Here is a 19,691-nt window from a genome sequence, read left to right as displayed (position 1 = left end):
GGTGTACGCGTGAAAGAGCTTCAGGCAACTGCACATTCGCTGTTTCGTAAAGGGCGCGAGTTGCGGATGTGGGTGAAGGAACTGCGCGACGAAACAGGGGTCGGACACATGCTGGTGTTCGGGGAGCCGAGCGACGGGTGCCTGGTGCGTATTCACTCGCGCTGCCTCTACGGCGATGCCATCGGTTCCGATGACTGCGATTGCGGCCCCGAGCTCGCACTGGCCATGGACATGATCCAGGACGAGGGCGGGCAAGGGGTCATGATCTACCTCGAGCAGGAGGGGCGCGGCGAGGGGCTGGAGTTCAAGGCCATGGGCCTGCACGTCGGGGAGCAGACCGGGGCTGACACCTTCGATGCCTACCGGATTCTCGGTCATCCCGAAGACTCCCGCACCTATGACCATGCCGCGGCCGCGCTCGCCGACCTGGGATTGCGGTCGATCCGGCTGATGACGAACAACGGCGACAAGGTCCGGGCGGTGGAGAACGCCGGGTTGGTCGTCAAAGCGGTGCCACTCGAGACCGAGCCCCGCAGTGAGCGGGCCGCGCGCTATATGGCGGCGAAAGCCAAACGCCGCAGCGCCTATTCGCAACTCCCCCGCTCGAATCGGTAATTTCGGCCATCAACCTGACCGTTGCGGCCCGCGACACAACCGAGACATTCTGGTTACGATGAGTGAGCCGCGCCACAGCTGGCGCGTGGTTATCGCGTGATGGGGTTGGTCGGCTGTCCGACGGTGGGGCGCGCGGTGGGCGCGCGGGTGGCGGGGTACCGCGAGAGGCTACCGGGAAAAGGGTTATGACGACTGACATCGGGTTTGCGCATGTTTCGGGCACTACTGTTCACACGATTCCGCAGGCGTTTCAGCAGACGTTGACGTTGCGGCCGGGGCAGGTGGCACTGCGGACGGTCGGGGGGACTCGGCAGGTCACCTGGCGGGAGTATGGGGAGCGGGTGCGCAGCATCGCGGCCGGGTTGGCGGGGTTGGGGGTGGGGCGTGGGGACACGGTCGGGATCATGTTGACCAATCGGCCGGAGTTCAATCTGGTCGATACCGCGGCGCTGCATCTGGGGGCGACGCCGTTCTCGATCTACAACACGTCTTCGCCCGAGCAGATCGCGCATCTGTTCACCAATGCCGAGAACAAGATCGTGATCACCGAGCCGGCGTTCCTGGACACCGTGCGCGGGGCCGGCGTGGAGCTGGAACACATTGTGCTGGTGGAAGGTTCGGCGGCGGGCACGCTGACTCTCGAAGAGGTCGAGGCCGCGCCGAAGGAAGACTTCGACTTCGACGCCGCCTGGCAGGCCGTCCAGCCCGAGGACATCGCGACCCTGATCTACACCTCCGGCACCACCGGCCCGTCCAAGGGTGTGGAGCTGACGCACGCCAATGTGGTCGCCCAGATCGTGGGCCTGGTCGAGGGCCCGCTGACCGTCGGCCTCGACGACCGCTCGGTGTCCTACCTCCCGGCCGCCCATGTGGCCGACCGCATTTCGGGCCACTGCGCCAACCTGTTCACCGGCGTGCAGATGACCTGCGTGCCCGACGCGCGCGAGATCGCCGCCGCCCTGCCCGATGCCCGCCCCACCGCCTTCTTCGGGGTGCCGCGCGTGTGGCAGAAGATCAAGGCCGGTATCGACGCCAAACTCGCCGTCGAGGCCAGCCCGGTCAAGAAGGCCCTCGCCAACTGGGCGATCAACGTCGGCGCGCAGGCCGCCCGCGCCGATCTGGCCGGAAACGGCCGCGGCGCACTGCTGGACGTGCAGCACAAGCTCGCCGACGCACTGGTTTTGAGCAAGCTGCGCCACGCGCTGGGCTTCGACGAGCTGCGAGTCGCCGCCTCCGGCGCCGCCGCGATCCCGCCGGAAACCCTGGAATACCTGCTGGGCCTGGGCTTCACGGTGACCGAGGTGTGGGGCATGTCGGAAACCTCCGGCGTCGGCACCTACACCCCGCTGGCCAAGCCCAAGCCGGGCACCGTCGGTGTCCCGTTGAAGGGCCTCGAGATCCGTCTCGGTGAGGACGGGGAGCTGCTGGTGCGCGGCGCCATCGTCTCGCACGGCTACCGCAAGATGCCCGACAAGACCGCCGAGGCCATCGACGCCGACGGCTGGCTGCACACCGGCGACGTCGCCACCATCGACGGCGACGGCTACGTCAGCATCGTCGACCGCAAGAAGGAACTCATCATCACCGAGGCGGGAAAGAACCTGTCTCCCACCAATATCGAGAACACCGTCAAGGCCGCGTCCTCGCTGGTCGGCCAGGTGGTTGCGATCGGCGACAACAAGCCGTTCATCGCCGCGCTCATCGTCCTGGACCCCGACACCGCCGTGGTGCGCGCCAAGACCCTCGGCACCCCTGACGCCGAACTGAAAACCCTTGCCGCGCACCCGGAGATCGTCGCCGAGATCAAGGCCGCCGTCGCCACCGCCAACTCCAAACTCGCCCGAGTCGAGCAGATCAAACGCTTCACCATCCTCGACCTGAGCTGGGAGCCCGGCGGCGACGAACTCACCCCCACCCTGAAGCTCAAGCGCAGCCCGATCGCCACCAAGTACGCCACCGAGATCGCCGCGCTGTATCTGACCCCGGCCCCGGACGGCGTCATCGACATGAAGTAGTCGCCACCCGGGGCCACCGACCGTAGGCCACCCCCGGCTACCTGCCGGGTCCGCGCGGAGATGGCCGCCGCAGCGGATCCGTATCGATCCACTCGAGTGTGGGCCTGGACGGACAGTCCAGGCCCACATTCATACCCGGCCCACAGCGCGGCCGGACTGCAGGCAACCCCCCACAGTCCTCGCCGAACGGGTGTCGACTCCGCGGCGACGTCGGCGGGCGGAGCGCGCCCGGTGAGCTGCCCGCGGCGCGAACACGGCCCTTAGGTACCGACGTTGCCACCGTGGCCGAATCCGGCTCGCTGCCAGGAGTGTTCGCCAATCTCGGCGGCGCCCGGCAACCGCTCGTTGCTAGCCGCGGACGACGCTCACGCGTGTCACCCGGGCGAGCTGATCACTCATCGCCTCGGCGACGCGGCCCATCTGGGCGTGGCTGTGTTCGGCGGTGTCGTATTCGACCTGGATCGTGAGCCGGTCCCCCACCGTGAAGATGGTCATCTTCGGCGGCATCCCCGCGGCCATGGCGAACACCTCGTCACGGACGAACTCCAGGTGCCGGGGCAGCGAATGCGTGGCCATGCGGCCCATATTCGACAGCGCGATCGCGGGCGGAGCCGACAGCATCGCTGCCACGCTGGGATCGAGCGGGCGATGCGAGGCGCGCATGAACAGCGCCGGAAAGCGGGTGTCGAGCAATTCCCGCATACTCGCGTCCACGATCGCGCCCAACGCCAGCGGATCGGCGTCCCGGTCGACCACGGCTGGCGTGCCTGCGCCGGAGGCACAGTTGAGGATGGTCGAGGCCGGCAGGCGGGGCGACAGCTCGGGGCGTAGATCCGCGGCATGCCCGCACATCAACGGCACCGGCCCGGTCACCGGGACCTCGGTGCGCACTGCCGCCAGGGCCGCGCCGGCGAGCAGGCTGTTGACCGAGATCCCTTGTGCGCGAGCGGTATCGACCACCTCTGCGGTCCGGCTCGCCGTCAATTCGATGCGCCGCAAGGCGAATCGCCCGCTGTGATCGCCCACCCCGTCACCGTCGCGGGGCAGCATGGGCGACGCGGACTCTGCCCCCAAGCTCGCGGACTCTGCCCCCGAGGCTGCGGACTCCGCTCCGAAGCTCGCTGCGAGCTCCTCCACTTGTGCCAGGAAGCCGTCCACTTCGGCGTCGCTGGTGACCCGGGCGAGTAGTTCGTCGACCCCGCCGACAAGTTCGCGGTCCGAATCCAGCAGCGGCAGTGCGGTTCCGCTCGCATGCGCGCTGTAGCGCTGCCACATCTCGTCGAGCAACGCGAATGCCGAACGCCCGTCACTGATCCCGTGATGAATGACGAGCACCACCCGTGACTGGGTCGCCCCACGCAGCAGTACTGCGTGGAAGAGTCCGTCCTCGAACGCCGGTCGTGTATTCACCAGCGTCCAGTAGTCCGCGGTCTCCCCGTCGCGCTCCTCGAGCGGCGGCACATACGTCTCGTCGGCCACGAACCGCGCCACCCCGTCCACGGTGGCCACCCGGCTGCGCAGCAGCACATGCCCGGCCGCGAGCTCGCCCAGTACCCGCCGCAGCACGCCCGCGTCGAGCTCACCGCGCACGACACTCCCGATGAACAGTGGCATCCCGCCGATGGGCACGCTGCCCAGGTGGCTGTCGGTGGTGAAGTAGCCGATTTCGAAGGGGGACAACAACCGCTGCTGAGTCATGGCTCGTACTTCCTGTGAGGGATCATGCTCCCTCGACCATACACACGTTTCATACGAGCGTTCAAAACAAGTGTTTGAAACAACGGTCACAAACGTCCGTAGGGTCCGCTGCTACCCTCGGCACGTGGGAACCCGTGAAGACCTGCTCGTAGCCGCCAAACAGTGCCTGGCCGAACGCGGCTACGCCCGCACCACCGTCCGCGATATCGTGGCCGCCTCCGGTGCGAACCTGGCCGCCATCAACTACCACTTCGGCACCCGCGACAAGCTGCTCAACCAGGCCATGATCGAAGCCACCGCCGCCGCGGTGACCCGCATGCTCGACTCCCTGCCCGGCGACGCCGCCCCCGGCCCCGCCGCCCGCCTCGACGCCTTCTGGCACCGGCTCATCGACTCCTTCGCCGCCGACCGCGAAGTCTGGATCGCCAATGTCGAAGCCCTGGCCCAAGCCGTACACTCTCCCGACCTGCGCGTCGAAATCGGTGCGGCACAACAGGATGCGCGCTCCGGCCTGGCCCACGACCTCGGCAACGACAACCCCGCCGTCGGCGCAGTCCTGCAAACCCTCATCGGCGGCCTCCTGGTCCAGTACCTCATCGACCCCGACCACGCCCCCACCCCCCAAGACCTCACCACAGGCCTGCGCGCCCTCGCCGACCTCCACTAGGTCGTAACCAAGATCAAGGTGTACTCAGCGCGGGAAATCGGACAAATTTCCGCAGTGAGTACACCTTGATCTTGATGGGACGCAGGGGTGACGAGTGTGGCCCCGAGCGAATCGCTCGGGGCCACAGGAGTTTCGGGGGTGGGACGCCTACAGCTGCTCGTGCGTGCCGATCAGGGTGGCGCGGCCGATCGCGTTCATGAACAGGTTGAAGCCCAGGTACGCGGGTGAGGCGTTCTCGTCGACCTCGAGGCGTTCCACCCCGACCGCGTGCACGACCACGAAATACCGGTGCGCCCCGTGCCCGGCGGGCGGGAACGCTCCGGTGTACTCGTGCAGCCCCGCATCATTGCGCAGATGCAGCGCGCCGGCGGGCAGGGAACCACCCGCACTGGCCTGCCCGGTCTCCAGACTCGTGGTCGTGACCGGCACATTGGCCAGCACCCAGTGCCAGAACCCCGAGGCGGTCGGTGCGTCCGGGTCGTACATGGTGATCGCGAAACTCTTGGTCTCGGCGGGGAATCCGGACCAGCTCAGCTGCGGGGAGATGTCGCGCCCGCCCGCACCGGCCAAAGCGCTGACCTGGTCGAGCGACAGCGGCTTGCCGTCGCTGAGATCGGCGGAGGTGAGGGTGAATTCGGGCAACTGCGGTAGCGCGGCGTACGGGTTGTACGAATAATCCGGCACGTCAGGTCCTTTCGACTCGTCAGCTGTGCATCAGGAAGTGTTCCAGCACGCGGGCGCCGAATTCGAGTGATTCCACCGGAACCCGCTCGTCGACCCCGTGGAACAGGGCGGTGAAGTCCAGTTCGGGCGGCAGTTTCAGCGGCGCGAATCCGAAGCAGCGAATCCCCAGCTTGGCGAAGGCTTTCGCGTCGGTGCCGCCCGAGAGCATGTAGGGCACGGTGCGTCCGGCCGGATCGTGGGCGAGGATGGCGTCGTTCATGGCGTCGACGAGGTGCCCGTCGAAGGTGGTCTCGTACGAGTCGAGCTTGGTGATCCACTCACGCTCCACATCCGGCCCGATCAACGCGTCGACCTCCCGCTCGAATTCAGCTTGCCGGCCGGGCACGACGCGGCAGTCGACGACGGCCTCGGCGGTTTGCGGAATCACATTGGCCTTGTAGCCCGCGTTCAGCATGGTCGGGTTGGCGGTGTCGCGCAGGGTCGCGCCGATGATGCGCGAGATGGTGCCGAGCTTGGCGAGCTGGCCCTCGATATCCGGTGAGGCCGGATCGAATTGGAGCCCGGACTCCTCGGCCACCGCCGCCAGGAACTCGGCCACCGAATCGGAGACCACCAGCGGGAAGGTGTGGGTGCCCAACCGCGCCACGGCCTGCGCCAGGATGGTGACGGCATTGTCCTCGTGCAGGAACGAGCCGTGCCCGGCACGGGCCTTGGCGCGCAAGCGCATCCAGCCCAGCCCCTTCTCCGCGGTCTCGACCAGGTACAGCCGCCGCTCGCTGCCGTCGGGTTTGGGCACGGTCAGCGAGAACCCGCCGACCTCCCCGACCGCCTCGGTGACACCGGCGAACAGGTCGGGCCGGTTCTCCACCAGCCACTGGCAGCCCCACCGCCCGCCGTTCTCCTCATCGGCGACGAACGCCCACACGATGTCGCGCGGCGGCACCGTGCCTTCGATCTTGAACTGCCGGGCCACGGCCAGCATCATGCCGACCATGTCCTTCATATCGATGGCCCCGCGCCCCCACACGTAACCGTCACGCACCGCCCCGGAGAACGGATGCACACTCCAGTCCGCGGCCTCGGCGGGCACCACGTCCAGATGCCCGTGCATCATCAACGCCCCCCGCGAGGAGTCCGCGCCTTTCAACCGCGCGAACACATTCCCCCGCCCCGGCGCGCCGGATTCGACGTACTCGGTCTCATACCCGGCTTGCTCGAGCTGCTCGGCCACCCACAGCGCACACTCGCGCTCGCCCTTGGTGGTTTCCAATTCACCGGTATTGGAAGTATCGAACCGGATCAGCGCACTGACCAGGTCCACCACTTCCGACACGGCACGCGGGGTGTGGGTTTCGGCGGTTTCGGACACGCCCCTTTCCTACCACCTCCCGCCGCCACCCCGCCCAGCCGCCGCCCACCCCGGCCCAGCGAGCGCAGGTCGCCCTACACCGGGCAATTGGAATCTGGCGTCGCGCAAGGGTTCCGAACCAGCAATCTGTGCGCCTCCCTCAGCGGCTATGGGCGGGCGAGCTCGATCGTTCCAGCGCCACGCACGCGGTCGGCAGCGCTGATCTGTCCGCATTGCGGGTGCGGCGGCCAAGGTCCCCGCTACGACATCGCGGTGGTTGCTGTACGTTGTCGAGCCCTTGGCAGGTCAGGCCGTCGGACAGGGAGTTGCGGAGGTGGCGCCGACGAGCTGCCGGACCGCCGGAAGCGCCACGGCCTCATGGGATTCGCTGCTGCGGCGCTCATCCATGTGCGTCGCCGGGCGTGGTCAGCGCAGGAAGCGGACGGTGGTGGTGAGGGTGGTCAGCAACGATTCGAGGCGTTGGTCGGCGATGCGGCGTTCGAGGACTTCGGGGTCGAGGCGGGTGGCGGTGGCCCAGAGTTCGCCGATGTGGGCTTGGACGTCGACGTCGGTGGCCGACAGCACCCACAGCAGGGGTGGCCACAGGCGGGCGGCCTGGGCGAGGGCGGGCAGGGTGAGGAGGGTGGGGGTGTCGAGTTGGGCCAGACACAGGCCCGCGCGGCGGCGGACCTCGGCGGGGGTGCGGGCCAGCGGTTCCAGCACGCCGCGCCAGGAGGCGACATCGCTGCTGCCGTCGACGGCGTCGACGAGGGTTTCGGCGACCTCCGACAGCACCGGGTTGAGCGCCAGCCGCGTGAGCGCGTTGGGACTGAGATGCCCCAGGAAGCGCAGCATGTCGGTGGTGGCGTCAGCGGCGATATAGGTGGTGAGCAGGTCCGCGATGGCCGAGGGCGGGGCCACCTCGAAGAGGATGTCGCCTACCGCGGCGATCACATCGGGCGTGCACCGCGCGAACACCGACAGCGCGGCCAGCCGTAATTCCTTGGAGCCGTTGATAACCGTGCCCAGCAGCCGCGGCAGCCGCTGACTGGTGCCCGCGAGCAGCTGCCGCACCACCGCACTGATCGATTCCCCCGAGTACGCGTAGGCGGCCGAGCGGATCAGCCCCTCGTCGTCGGGCACCCCTTCCTCGACGGCACGCACGAGTTCCGGTGTCGCGTAGGCCAGAAACGGCCCGGCGGTGATGTAGTCGCGCCGGTTCATCAGCTCGTTGACGATGGCCACCACCGGTGCCGCCGGGGCGTCGTCGGCCAGCTGCCCGACGGTGCGCGGATCCAGATACGGCGCGCAGTCCGCGGCGTAGCCGACATCGAGCCGCAGCAGCGCTTCGACCGCCTTGGCGGGATATTGCACGCCGATGGCCCCGGCCGCGCGCCCGGTCATGCTGGGCGGCACCAGTTTCTGCACGATCGGCAGCGAAATGCTCAGTGGAATGAGCGGCACCAGTTTGGCGATCCGCTCGAAGACGGGATTGTGCTGGTCGAACAGTCGCCCCGCCATGCGCTGTTGGAGTTCGTGCAGGCGGTGCGGGCCGAGCTTGTCGAGGTGAGCGAGCCGTTCGACCGGCACGTGCAGCGTGCGTGCCAGCAGGACCAGCTGGGCTCGCGTCACCAGGTCGGTCATAAGCCCGGCCGCGTGGTACACCCGTGGCAACCCGCGAATTGGTCTGCGCCGGACATGCTTTCCCCGTATTCCCGGGCGACCTGAGCTCGGCCTCCCGATGTCGAGGGCCCATCATAGAGGTGACGACGGGGCAAAAAGTACAAAAAGTGCAGAGTCCCTGTACACCGTCAGCCTGCGTCCACCGCTCGGCCCATCGGTCGATTCCCGGAGACTTCCGAATCCCCGCCGTCGCGCCGGCACGACAGCAGCCGACCGACCGAACACACACGGCCCCAAGCGCAACCTGCGCCGCTCGCCAGCAACCCGGCTCACCCGGGCCCGCGCCACTCTCCGCCGGCGACCCCGGTCCACGCTGGGCGGGCTGGGAGGTCGCGCGGCCCGCCCTCGAAACCACCCCTGAGCGGGATCGGCGCGATCGCCAACGCCCGCGCAAGCGGTGTGTAAGCGCACGCAAGCGCCCGGCAATCGAGGCTCGGCACAGTGGTCCTCATGAACGAGACACGAGATGTGGTGGTGGTCGGAGCCGGCCCGGTCGGGCTCATGCTGGCGTGCGAACTGCGCCTGGCGGGCGTGGACGTGCTCGTGGTGGAACGACTCACCGAACCGGACATGACGATCAAAGCGGGCGGTATCAACGCCCCCGTCGCCCAGGCCCTGGCCCGGCGCGGCATGCTGCCGCAACTGCGCGCGGCTCACGAAGCGGCGATCGCCCGCATGGCCGGCTTGTTCGGTGACGCCAAGCCCGGCAACGCCCCGAAGCGCAAGCCCGCGGGCGGACACTTCGCCGGCATCATGCTGTTCGGCGACAACGTCGACTCCGAGGATCCTGCCTTCGCCGATCTGGGTGAGGCGGCCGAATACCGCTTCGTCGATCAGCAGGCGATCGAGGCCATGCTGGCCGACCATGCTGCCGAACTCGGCGTCCCTGTCCGCCGCGGCGTCGAGGTCACCTCCTTCACCGACGACGGCATCGGCGTCACGGTCGAGGTCGGCGACCGCACCGTGCGTGCGAGCTGGCTGATCGGCTGCGACGGCGGCCGCAGCACCGTCCGCAAACTCGCGGGCTTCGACTTCCCCGGCCTGGACCCCGAAATCACCGGCCGCCAGGCCCTGGTCGAGATGACGGGCGCGGAAAACGTTCCGCTGGGCTGGAATACGACCCCCACCGGCACCTACGTCAACGGCCCCGTGCCCGGCCGCATCCTGACCGTCGAACTCGACGGCCCGCCCGCCGACCGCACCAACCCCGTCACCGCCACCGAGCTCGAGGACAGCTTCGAACGCGTCACCGGCGTGAAAGTCCAGATCTCCAAGGTGATTTCGGCGACCCGCTTCACCGACAACACTCGCCAGGTCCCCGACTACCGCAAGGGCCGTGTCCTGCTCGCGGGCGACGCCGCCCACGTGCACTCCCCCTTCGGCGGCCAGGGCCTCAACCTCGGCATCGGCGACGCCGCCAACCTCGGCTGGAAACTGGCCGCCGTCATCCGCGGCCGCTCCCCGGAATCCTTGCTGGACACCTACTCCCGCGAACGCCACCCGGTCGGCGAATGGGTCCTGGACTGGACCCGCGCACAGGTCGCCCTGATGCGCACCGACCCCCGCAGCCGCGCCCTGCGCGCCGTCGTCACCGACCTCCTCGACACCCCCGACGGCGCAACCCAGGTCGCCAAGAAACTCGCCGGCGTCCAACACCGTTACAACCTCGACAGCACCGACCCCCTGGTCGGCAAACCCACCCCCGACTTCGACCTCGCCGACGGCACCCACCTCTCCGACCATTTCGCCGCAGGCAAGGCCGTCCTCCTCGACCTCACCGACTCCCCCGACCTCCACACCACCGCGGCCCCCTGGTCCGACCGCCTCGACGTCCTCACCACCAAGCCCGCCCAACCCCGCGACCCGCTGTCCCTACTGATCCGCCCCGACGGCATCGTCGCCTGGACCTCCGCCACCCCCCACGGCCTGGACGTCGCCCTGACCCGCTGGCTAGGCCCGGCCTGACCCGCTGGATGGGCCGACCTGCCCCTGCGGCCGGGGTGCCACCTGGCTCGCCGCTACGCCACAGCCTCACCCGCTGGCCGGCCCTCGCCTGATCGCCGAGTGGCACACTTTGGAGGCGAATTCGGGCAAATCCCCTCGGGAATGTGCCACTCGGCGATCGGTTTCGTGGTGGATGTCTGGCTGTAGCTGGAGACAAACGTTCGGGTAAGTCGCTGGCCGGGAAGTGCGTACTTGTGGGGTGGATCGGGTGGGGGCAATGTCGTTGGCAGCGCGCGCTCGGCAATGACATTGATCGCGAAGGAGTTGTCCCGCAATGACGAACACTCAGCACGGCCCGGTGACGGTGCTCGGACTCGGTGCCATGGGTAGTGCGCTGGCGCTGGCGTTCCGCAAGGCCGGGGTGGTGACGACGGTGTGGAATCGCAGCCCTGGTAAGGACACCGAACTGGTTGCGGCCGGGGCGGTTTCGGTGGCGACGGCCGGGGCGGCGGTGCGTGGCGGGGAGTTGGTGGTCGTGGTGTTGCTCGATCACGCTTCGGTGCACGAAACGCTGGATCCGATTGCCGCAGAGCTGACCGGTAAGCAGTTGCTCAATCTGACCAGCACCTCGCCCGAGCAGTCGCGGGAGTTGGCGGGCTGGGCGACCGCGCACGGCATCGAGTTCCTCGACGGCGGCATCATGGCGGTCCCTGCGATGATCGGCGCGGAGGGTTCGAGCATCCTCTACAGCGGCTCCGAGACCGTCTTCACCGCCCACCGCCCGACTTTGGAATTGCTCGGCTCGGCCGAATTCTTCGGCAGCGACCCCGGTTTGGCGGCTCAGTGGGACTTCTCGCTGCTGACCGTCATGTACACCATGTTCGGCGGCTTCTTCCAGGGCGCGGCACTGGTCGGCGCGGCGGGTGTGTCGGCGTCGGAGTTCGCGGCGCGCGCATCGAACTGGGTGGCGGCCATGGCGCAATCGCTGCCCGCCTTCGGCCGCATCATCGACTCCGGCGACTACACCGGCGAGGTGTCGCAGGACCTGGTGTTCACCAAGACCGCCCTGGACACGTTGCGCCAGTCCGCATCCGATGCCGGAATCACCGCCGAACCGTTGGCCGGTTTCGCCGACCTGGTGGATCACCAAGTCGCCGACGGGCACGGTTCGGCCGCCTTCGCACGCACCATCGAGGCGCTGCGCGGCAACTGACGGCCCGCTGCGGCCGGGCCGTGCACCGTCGCGAAATGTGTTCGGCCCCCCGCCATCGACAATGGCGGGGGCCGAAAATACTTCAGGCAGAGCGTTATTGCGTGAGCTGCAAGGTGGCAGCAAATGCCGTCAATGGCTCACTCAACCCCAGATCGGCGATGCGCTGCTCGATCTCGGTGCGCTCGAGCACAGGCAGCGCCGACCACAGCTCCCCGATCCGTGACTGCGCGTCCGGTTCGGCGGTGGCCAGCACCTTCAACAGCGGCGGCCACAGATGCGCCGTGGTGGCGATCGTCGGCAGTTGCGTCAGGGTCGCGGTGTCGAAATGCGAAATGGCCCCGGCGAATCGGCGTGCCACGCTCGCCTCGGTGCGTTCGGCCACTTCCAGCAGTCCCCGCCACACCGCGTCCTGGGTGCACCCGTTCACCGCGTCCGTGACCGCCGCGATGGTGTCCGGTTCGACGATGATCGGGTTGGCGGCCAGCAGATCCAGCGCCGCCGGGCTCAACTGCCCGGCGAACTGCAGCGTCTCCGGCACCGCCCCGGCGGTCACGAAGGTCTCGACCAGGTCCGCGATCTCATCGGCGGATCCCAGATCGAACAGGATGTCACCGATCGCCACCACCACATCCGCGTCGCAGCGCGCGAACACCGACAGTGCAGCCAGCCGCAGATCCTTCGAGCCTTGCAGCACGGTGCGCACCAACCGCGGCACCCGCTTGCCGGGACCCGACAGCAGATGCCGCACGATGATGCTGATGTTCTCCCCGGAGTACGAGTACGACGCCGAGCGCAACAGCCCTTCGTCGTCGTGCACGTCTTCCTCGACCGCGCGCACCAGTTCCGGTGTCGCGTAGGCCAGGAACGGTCCCGCGGTGATGTAGTCGCCGCGCCGCAGCAACTCGTTGATGATCTTCATGACGGGTTTCGGCGGCGCGATGTCCGCCAGCTGCCCGACGGCATGCGGATCCATGTAGGGCGCGCCCTCGGCCGCATACCCGGGATCGAGCATCCCGACCGCTTCGGCGGCCTTCTTGGGATGGTCCACGCCGATCGCGCCGGCCGCACGCCCGGCCATCATCGGCGGCACCATGCGCTGCACGATCGGCAGCGAGATGGACAGCGGAATGATCGGCACCAACAGCGACAGCCGCGAGAAGACCGCATTGTGTTCGGCGAAGATCACTTTCGCCATCCGCTCCTGCAGTTCGTGCAGGTTGGCCGCGCCCAGTTTCTCGAGGTGCGCCAGCCGCTCCTCGGGCACGTGCAGTGTGCGCGACAGCAGGGTGATCTGCGCGCGGGTCACCAGATCGCTCATCGCCCCTACCCGAGCTTGTTGCCGAACATGATCTTCTTGGCGGCCGTGCGCAACGGCCACGGCAGCGCGCCGACGGTCTTGTCGACGGCCTCGACCATGGCGGTGGTCTCGGTGCGCTGGGCCTGCTGGAAGATGCCCAGCAGGTCGGCGGTCTCGGCGTCGGTCAACAGGTCCAGGGCGGTCAGCGGGCCACCCAATTGCTGTTCGAGTTCGGCTCTGGCACCCACTGATTCGTCCCCATTCTCCGAAATGATCCGGATCACCCCATTTGTTCTCTACCCATCTCTACCAAGATCGCTGATGGTGCGCCAGCCCTGCGACAGGCCCGGTCGGGTCAATTGAGGTCGGCTGCAATCAGATCCGCGGCGCGCAGCGCGAACGCCATGATCGTGACCTGCGGATTGACCCCCAGCGAGGTCGGGACCACCGAACCGTCGGCCACATAAAGCCCGCTGGTGCCGAACACCCGATGCCCGAAGTCCACCACCGCGTCACGGGCATCCGCGCCCATGCGGGCGGTGCCCAAGGGATGCGGGCCCATCATGCGCAACCGGCGCGGGCTCAACGCGATCTCCGCGACCGTGCGCGCCTGATCCAGGGTGCGGATCGGCGGAGTCCCCGCAATCGGCAGCGCCACCGCCTCGGCCCCGCCGCGCAGGAACAATTCGGCCAGGCCCGCGCACGCATGCTGCAGCGCGGCCTGCACGCGCGGCGTCAGGTGATAGCGGATCAAGGTGCGCCCGCCGGGGCCGTGATGCACACTGCCGGTCCCGGTATCGCGGACCATTGCCCCGAACTGCTCGGTATGCGTCCACCGGTTCATCCACTCGGTCAGCCGTGCTCCGTGGAAGGGCAGCACGCCGGCCGCGAATTGCGGTGGGATGGCGACACCTTCGAAGGTCACCAGCTCATCGCCGAGGCCCTCGACTTGATAGCCCTGCGGAATCCCCGTCCACGGTGCTCCCGGCGTCGGCATCATGGCCACCGCGCCCAGCGAGGGATGCACCGACAGGTTCCGGCCCAGCGCGGGCAGGTTGATCCCGTTGCGGCGCAACAGCAACGGCGTCATGAGTGTCCCGGTCGCCACCACCACCGCCCGGGCCCGGATCTCCACGGTGCGCGGCGCACCGTGCTCGTCCTGCCCCTCGGCCAGCACCCCCACCGCGCGACTGTCCGACATCAGAATCCGGGTGACACTCAACCGCGTGTAGAGCTGCGCACCGCCCTTCAACGCGCGCGGCACCCAGCTCACATTGCTGCTGCGCTTCGCGTCGGTCGGGCAGCCGTACACGCATTGCCCTTGCCCGTCGCAGCCGACCGCATTGCGCGGTAGCGGCCCGTGCGTCACGCCCAGCGCGTCCGCGCCCCGGCCGATGATGTCGGCGACACGGCCCAGGTAGCGCGGATCGGCGGTGGCGATACCCAATTCGGCGGCCACCTCATCGAGATAGGGCGCGAACGCCTCGGGGGTGAAATCGCTGGGGAACCCCGCGTCCAGCCATTCCCGCAATACCGTGTCCGGCGTGCGGAACGCGGTGCCGGAATTGATGGCGGTGGTGCCGCCCACCAGCCGCCCGGTGCTCACCCCGAGCACCGAGTTGCCCAGCGCGAGGTTGTATCCGCCGTCGCGCCAATACCGTTGGGTGCGCTCGCCCGGATCGCCACGGAAGCGGTCACGCCCGGCGTAGTCGCCCTCCTCGACCATCACCACACCCAGCCCCTGCTCGGTGAGCCTGGCCGCCACCGCCGCGCCGCCCGCGCCGGTGCCGATCACCACCACATCGCAGTCGAGCACCTCGCGGGTCGAAAGCTGGTCCGGGGTGCTGACATTGGCCATCCAACCCGGCCGCTGCTCAAGTACCGGTTCGTCGTAGCGGGGCGCACCGATGGCGTCGAGATAGCGACGACCACCGAAATGCGCGATCCGCAACGGAGTGTCGATCGCCTCCACCGCATGACCCAGCGCGGTCGTGCCGCGTGCGTAGGTCACCAGGTCGCGGCGCTGCATCGGCGACAGCGCCGCGATCCGGCGGCCGTGGCGCGCCCGCGCCGCCGCGTCGAGACCACGCAATGCCGCCCGCAATCCGGACTGCATGAGCGGAGTCATATTGCCCAGGTAGCCATCCAGGCGTTCGAGAGTGGCGGCATCGACCGGCGGCACCGCGCCGCCCGGTTCGATGAGCACCTCCGCCAGCGCGGCCAGGGCCTCGAGCTGTCCGGGCGCGAGCACCCCGGTCGGGCGGGTGCCGTCGGGCAGGTCGCCGCGCAGTGACACCCACGGCTGGAACGAGCGCAGGAAACTCGGATAGTCGTTGGCGAAGAACTGCATTCGCCCCTGCGCGACCTGCTCGCCGTCACACGACAGCATGGTGTCGAGATTGGTGAGGCTTGCGTGTGCACGCCGCACCCAGCGCACTTCCTTGCGCCCGCGCAGATGCCAGGCGCGGCCCGCGTCGTCACGGAAATCGAGCTCGTAGCTCATCAGCCGCTTGGTCACCGGCAGCGCCACTAGCGTGCCGATCACCGCCGCGCCGTCCACCCACGGCAGGGCGCGAATCGTGCCGGTGATGCGGGCGCGGCCATTGGTGACGAACCCGCGCGCATGCCCGGATTCGCAACGCAGATCCATCGCCACGTGATGGGCCTGCCCGTCGGCGTCGTAGAGTTCGCCGCGCATGGTTTCGAAGAAGGTCAAAGGCATGTCGAAGGCTCTCTCACACGATCGGTGACACAGTGTCGACCGGTTGCGGGACAAGGAATTCCAGCGCGCCGCCGTGCTCGCTGCGCAGTTCGAAGGCGTTCCCGTCGATCGGCGCGACATGCACCGACACCGTGGCGGTCTTGGAGTTGAGGCAGTAGCTGGTGGCGCGCGCGGGATTGCGGTAGGCCAGGCACACCACCTGCTCGGGCGCGGCCTGCATGCGCAGTTGCGCGGTTCCGTGCCGGCCGCGCATGCGCAACGTCCACTCCGGGAATCGCACGTGCGGGCGTTGCCGCCACAGATCCACCACCCGGTCGAACCGGTATTCCTCGTCACCGCGACGCACCACCAGCATCGACAGCAGCGGTGAGGTGCGCCCGGCCAGCCGGGTACGTCCCGAGGCCGCCTCCACCACCGCGAACGGCACACCGTCGCGGGAGTCGGTGAATACGCACTGGCCCCAGGCGTATTCGGGACTGTGCTCGCGGCCCCAGTTGTGGCCCTGCATGCCGTGCCAGCCGGTCAGATCCCAGCTCTCGCCGTCCCAGTCGATTCGGCCCGTGCACGTGAGCACCGGCAGCGGCGTCACCAGCTTGTTGCTCGGCAACGCGGTATCGAGCAACCGGTCGGTCGGCAGCAAGGACATGGGAGCGCCCAGGCCCGCCACCTGCGTGAAACTCAAGTCCCACGACACGGTTTGCGCCTCGAGCGACTGCGCCACGGCCGCCCCGCTGTGGGCCGCGTCCGACAGCTTGCCGCCGGTACTGCCGCCGTGCCCGCTCAACAGCATCGACAGCGGGCCGACGGCAATATCCTGCCCGAGCGGATGCGACTCGAACCGGGCCGCCGCCAACGGAATATCCAGACACCACGCGTGCGTGCGCTGCCCGTCGAACACGCTGCACCACGCCTGCGCCAGCGCGGTTCCGTCGCGTGCGGTCAGCACCGTCGCCTTGATCCACACCGCGCGCGGCGAATGCGGGTCATTGGCCCGCACGAACCAGGATTCGACATGGTCGGAGCCCGCTCGCAGGCGCGGAGCATTCTGTGCGATAACGGTCATGGCATTGTCCTGCAAAGCAATTCACGCCCTCTCAGAGTTTCGGTCGACGGCTGAGCATGCCGAGCAGGGATCGACCGGCCTGCCCGTAGCCGCGCAGTTTCGCGGTGGTGTGCGGTGCGGCCAGGCTCGTCGCCAGCGCGCGCATGGCGTCCTCGAGTCCCGTGTCGTAGGGGAACCACCAGGGCCGTTTGGGGCCGAACGCCGGGCCGCGCGGCAGATCGAGCACCTGCACCCAGCTCGCGTCCAGCAGCGCGTCGACCCCGTGTGAACGCCCGAATCCCGAGCGTCCGACCCCGCCCCACGGCAGCTCCGGAGTCGAATACATGGTCGCCGCGACATCATTGACCGATACCGAACCGGCTCGCAGCCGCCCCGCCAGCGCCCGCGCGCGAGTCACGTCGGCGGAGAACACACTGGCGGTCAGCCCGTAGTCGGTCGCGTTGTGCAGCGCCACCGCCTCGTCGTCGCTCGCGAATCCGGCCACGGCCACTACCGGCCCGAACGTCTCCTCCCGCCACACCTCGCTCGCGGTGACGCCGTCACCGCTGACCACCGCGGGCATCAGATGCCGCCCCCGCACCGGCTCTCCCCCACTCACCACCAGCCCCGCGTCCCGGGCCGCGTCCAGGTGCCGCCGCCAAACCTGCTGCTGCCGTTCGTCGATGGCGGGCGCGAGATCCCGCTCGATATCGATGCGCCGCACCTTGTCCCGCAACCGGACGAGGAACGCCGCACGCAGCGATTCGTGCACCAGTACCCGCTCGATCGAGCAACAGGCCTGCCCACCATTGAAATTCGCCCCCCACGCCACCGCCGAGGTCACATACTCCAGATCCGCGTCCTCCAACACGACCGCCACATCGACCCCACCCAACTCCAGCCCCACCGGAATCGGAAACCGCGCCGCAGCCGCCATCACCTTGCGCCCGGTAGCCACCGACCCGGTGAACAACACCTTGTCCGGCCCCGCCTCGACCAGCGCCGCCCCCACCGCCCCGTCCCCGACCGCCAACTGCAGCACCCCCTCGGGCAGCCCAGCCGCGGTGATCACCTCGACCAACACCTCCGCCACCCCCGGCGTCAGCTCGGAAGGCTTGAGCACCACCGCATTCCCCGCAATCAAGGCAGGCAACACCTGACTGAACGGAATCAAGAACGGCAGATTCCACGGCGCAATAGCGACCACCACCCCGTAGGGCCGATGCGTCCGCATGCCCCGCCTATACGGCGCGGTCGCCGATGAAATCCGACTCGGCCCCAAAACGGTGGCCGCGCAATCGAGGTGATGGCGCGCCAACGCAATGGCCGGAACCACCTCATGCGCCAGCGCCTCCGCCGCCGGCTTCCCGTTCTCCTCGGCGATCACCCGCACGATCCGATCGAGCTGCTCACACAACCGGTCGGGCAACCCCGCCAGCGCCAGCACTCGTTCCTCCACAGTCCGCGCACCCCACCCCACCTGCGCCACCCGCGCCCGATCCACGAACGCCGCCGCCTCCATACCCCCGACTGGCATCCCCAGGACTAGTTGCCCAACTTGCGTCCCCGGGGCTGGTTTCCCGACCGGCGTCTCTGGGTCTAGTTGCCCGAATGCCGCCCCTGGGTCTGGTTGCCCTGCTTGCGATCTCGCCTCAGAGCGGGAGATTGGTGACCCCGCGCCGGGCTGCACAGACGGCGACTTCGCGCCCAATGTCCGGGTGGGCGATGTCGCGACCGGTTGCGCGGGCCCCGCCGCCACCCGCGGTTGCGCGGACTCCGCCGGTGCACCCGGCGATCCGGCCTGGTCGGGGTGTTTCTGCCGAAGGTCCGTCATGCCCGTACCGCCTTCTCGAATGCCGTCTCGATCAATGCCTGGTGGATCAGGCCCGGTGGATCGATGCCTGCGTGCGGCGTTCATCCGCCCGATGATCTTGGCCTGATGGCCAAGTGGTCAGACCAATATAGCGAGCAGTCGAGGAAAGGCAATAGGCGATCGGATCCTTGTTGGCGGCGGTTCTTCTTAGTTGCCGGTCCGGCGCAGTTGCTGGCTGAAGGCTTCGAACTCTGTGGCCGCGATTGCCAGTAGTGCGTCTGCGGTGGTGCGCGCTTCGGTGGCGTCGCCGGCAATGACGGCGGCGGCCAACGCTCGGTATCGGTCGGTGCTGCCGACTTCGCTGGCCATCAAGGTAGCGAGGGCGTGGACTGCGGGTTCGTACACTGCGCGCAGGTCGTTGTAGAGCAGTCGGTACACGATGGAGTTCGCGGCGTCGACGAGGTGGTCCCAGAAGGTGATCGCCAGGAGCTGGCGGGCGACCGGGTCACGTTCCGCGCCAAGGGTTTCCACTGCCGTGTCCAGGGCTGTCGCCAGGCCGTCGGCGGCGCGTTCCGCGGCGAGTGCGGCTACCTCGCGGCCCAGGACGCGGCGGGTTTCGAGGATCGAGCGGACCACGTCGTAGTCCAGTTCTCCCTGTCGGATCAGCAACCGGGGCAACATCTCCAGGCCCGCGTGGCGTCGAAAGTCCCGGACTGTGGTCGAGCCGCCTTGGCGTACCTCCACCAGTCCGGTGTGGGCCAGGCGCTGCAATGCCTCCCGTACGGTGGGCCGCGATACTCCCAGCGTCTCTGCCAGCGCGCGCTCGGCCGGTAGGGCCGCGCCTGGCGGCAGCTCGCCGTCGAGCACCTCTCCCACGAGCTGCTCGAACACGGTATCGGGCACCGTCCGCCGGTCGATCCGCTTGAAGGCCATGCTCGAACGCTAAAGGC

General features: G+C 68.5%; 15 protein-coding genes. 5 read left to right on the top strand and 10 right to left on the bottom strand.

Annotation, left to right across the window (positions count from 1 at the left end; genetic code table 11):
* Nucleotides 1-9 precede the first annotated feature (9 nt).
* Both ACFXHA_RS02400 and ACFXHA_RS02395 read left to right on the top strand, forming a co-directional pair.
* Entirely contained in the window at nucleotides 10-615 is a 606-nt protein-coding gene (locus ACFXHA_RS02400) for a GTP cyclohydrolase (RefSeq protein WP_379352217.1), read from the top strand.
* Nucleotides 616-800: 185 nt separating this feature from the next.
* Complete coding sequence (locus tag ACFXHA_RS02395) at nucleotides 801-2,630, top strand: AMP-dependent synthetase/ligase (protein WP_379352216.1); 1,830 nt, start codon at nucleotides 801-803, stop codon at nucleotides 2,628-2,630.
* Nucleotides 2,631-2,978: 348 nt separating this feature from the next.
* Here the strand turns inward: ACFXHA_RS02395 and ACFXHA_RS02390 are convergent, their stop codons facing one another.
* A complete protein-coding gene (locus tag ACFXHA_RS02390; RefSeq protein WP_379352215.1) occupies nucleotides 2,979-4,328 on the bottom strand; it encodes a hypothetical protein in 1,350 nt (449 codons plus the stop codon).
* Between the two features lie 124 nt (nucleotides 4,329-4,452).
* On the opposite strand from ACFXHA_RS02390, the gene ACFXHA_RS02385 reads away from it, so the two are divergent.
* Nucleotides 4,453-4,995, top strand: a complete 543-nt coding sequence (locus tag ACFXHA_RS02385; RefSeq protein WP_379352214.1) for a TetR/AcrR family transcriptional regulator — start codon at nucleotides 4,453-4,455, stop codon at nucleotides 4,993-4,995.
* Between the two features lie 147 nt (nucleotides 4,996-5,142).
* Here ACFXHA_RS02385 and ACFXHA_RS02380 read toward each other — a convergent pair whose 3' ends face one another.
* The 3 genes from ACFXHA_RS02380 to ACFXHA_RS02370 form a co-directional block, all read right to left on the bottom strand.
* A complete protein-coding gene (locus ACFXHA_RS02380; protein WP_379352213.1) occupies nucleotides 5,143-5,679 on the bottom strand; it encodes a YbhB/YbcL family Raf kinase inhibitor-like protein in 537 nt (178 codons plus the stop codon).
* Between the two features lie 19 nt (nucleotides 5,680-5,698).
* Nucleotides 5,699-7,048, bottom strand: a complete 1,350-nt coding sequence (locus ACFXHA_RS02375) for a M20/M25/M40 family metallo-hydrolase (RefSeq protein ID WP_379352212.1) — start codon at nucleotides 7,046-7,048, stop codon at nucleotides 5,699-5,701.
* Between the two features lie 405 nt (nucleotides 7,049-7,453).
* Nucleotides 7,454-8,659 carry a hypothetical protein gene (locus ACFXHA_RS02370; protein WP_379352211.1) on the bottom strand — a complete coding sequence of 402 codons (1,206 nt, stop codon included), beginning with the start codon at nucleotides 8,657-8,659 and terminating at the stop codon, nucleotides 7,454-7,456.
* Between the two features lie 501 nt (nucleotides 8,660-9,160).
* On the opposite strand from ACFXHA_RS02370, the gene ACFXHA_RS02365 reads away from it, so the two are divergent.
* Both ACFXHA_RS02365 and ACFXHA_RS02360 read left to right on the top strand, forming a co-directional pair.
* A complete protein-coding gene (locus ACFXHA_RS02365; RefSeq protein WP_379352210.1) occupies nucleotides 9,161-10,675 on the top strand; it encodes an FAD-dependent oxidoreductase in 1,515 nt (504 codons plus the stop codon).
* 313 nt (nucleotides 10,676-10,988) lie between these two features.
* Nucleotides 10,989-11,867, top strand: coding sequence for an NAD(P)-dependent oxidoreductase (locus tag ACFXHA_RS02360; RefSeq protein WP_379352209.1), 879 nt, complete (start codon nucleotides 10,989-10,991; stop codon nucleotides 11,865-11,867).
* Nucleotides 11,868-11,961: 94 nt separating this feature from the next.
* Here the strand turns inward: ACFXHA_RS02360 and ACFXHA_RS02355 are convergent, their stop codons facing one another.
* The 6 genes from ACFXHA_RS02355 to ACFXHA_RS02330 all read right to left on the bottom strand — a co-directional run bounded on the left by ACFXHA_RS02355 (nucleotide 11,962) and on the right by ACFXHA_RS02330 (nucleotide 19,674).
* The gene (locus ACFXHA_RS02355; RefSeq protein WP_379352208.1) at nucleotides 11,962-13,185 is read right to left on the bottom strand and encodes a hypothetical protein; all 1,224 of its coding nucleotides are present in this window, start codon (nucleotides 13,183-13,185) and stop codon (nucleotides 11,962-11,964) included.
* 5 nt (nucleotides 13,186-13,190) lie between these two features.
* Complete coding sequence (locus ACFXHA_RS02350) at nucleotides 13,191-13,412, bottom strand: hypothetical protein (RefSeq protein ID WP_379352207.1); 222 nt, start codon at nucleotides 13,410-13,412, stop codon at nucleotides 13,191-13,193.
* A 107-nt stretch (nucleotides 13,413-13,519) separates the two neighbouring features.
* Nucleotides 13,520-15,886, bottom strand: a complete 2,367-nt coding sequence (locus ACFXHA_RS02345; protein WP_379352206.1) for a GMC family oxidoreductase N-terminal domain-containing protein — start codon at nucleotides 15,884-15,886, stop codon at nucleotides 13,520-13,522.
* Between the two features lie 13 nt (nucleotides 15,887-15,899).
* Entirely contained in the window at nucleotides 15,900-16,949 is a 1,050-nt protein-coding gene (locus ACFXHA_RS02340; RefSeq protein WP_379352205.1) for a hypothetical protein, read from the bottom strand.
* Nucleotides 16,950-16,980: 31 nt separating this feature from the next.
* Nucleotides 16,981-18,465, bottom strand: a complete 1,485-nt coding sequence (locus tag ACFXHA_RS02335) for an aldehyde dehydrogenase family protein (RefSeq protein ID WP_379352204.1) — start codon at nucleotides 18,463-18,465, stop codon at nucleotides 16,981-16,983.
* A 483-nt stretch (nucleotides 18,466-18,948) separates the two neighbouring features.
* Nucleotides 18,949-19,674, bottom strand: coding sequence for a FadR/GntR family transcriptional regulator (locus ACFXHA_RS02330; protein WP_379352203.1), 726 nt, complete (start codon nucleotides 19,672-19,674; stop codon nucleotides 18,949-18,951).
* Between the last annotated feature and the right edge of the window lie 17 nt (nucleotides 19,675-19,691).

It is taken from the genome of Nocardia sp. NPDC059240 (genome assembly GCF_042753865.1).
In the GTDB taxonomy this organism is placed as follows: domain Bacteria; phylum Actinomycetota; class Actinomycetes; order Mycobacteriales; family Mycobacteriaceae; genus Nocardia.
This window is presented reverse-complemented; position numbering and strand designations above follow the sequence as displayed.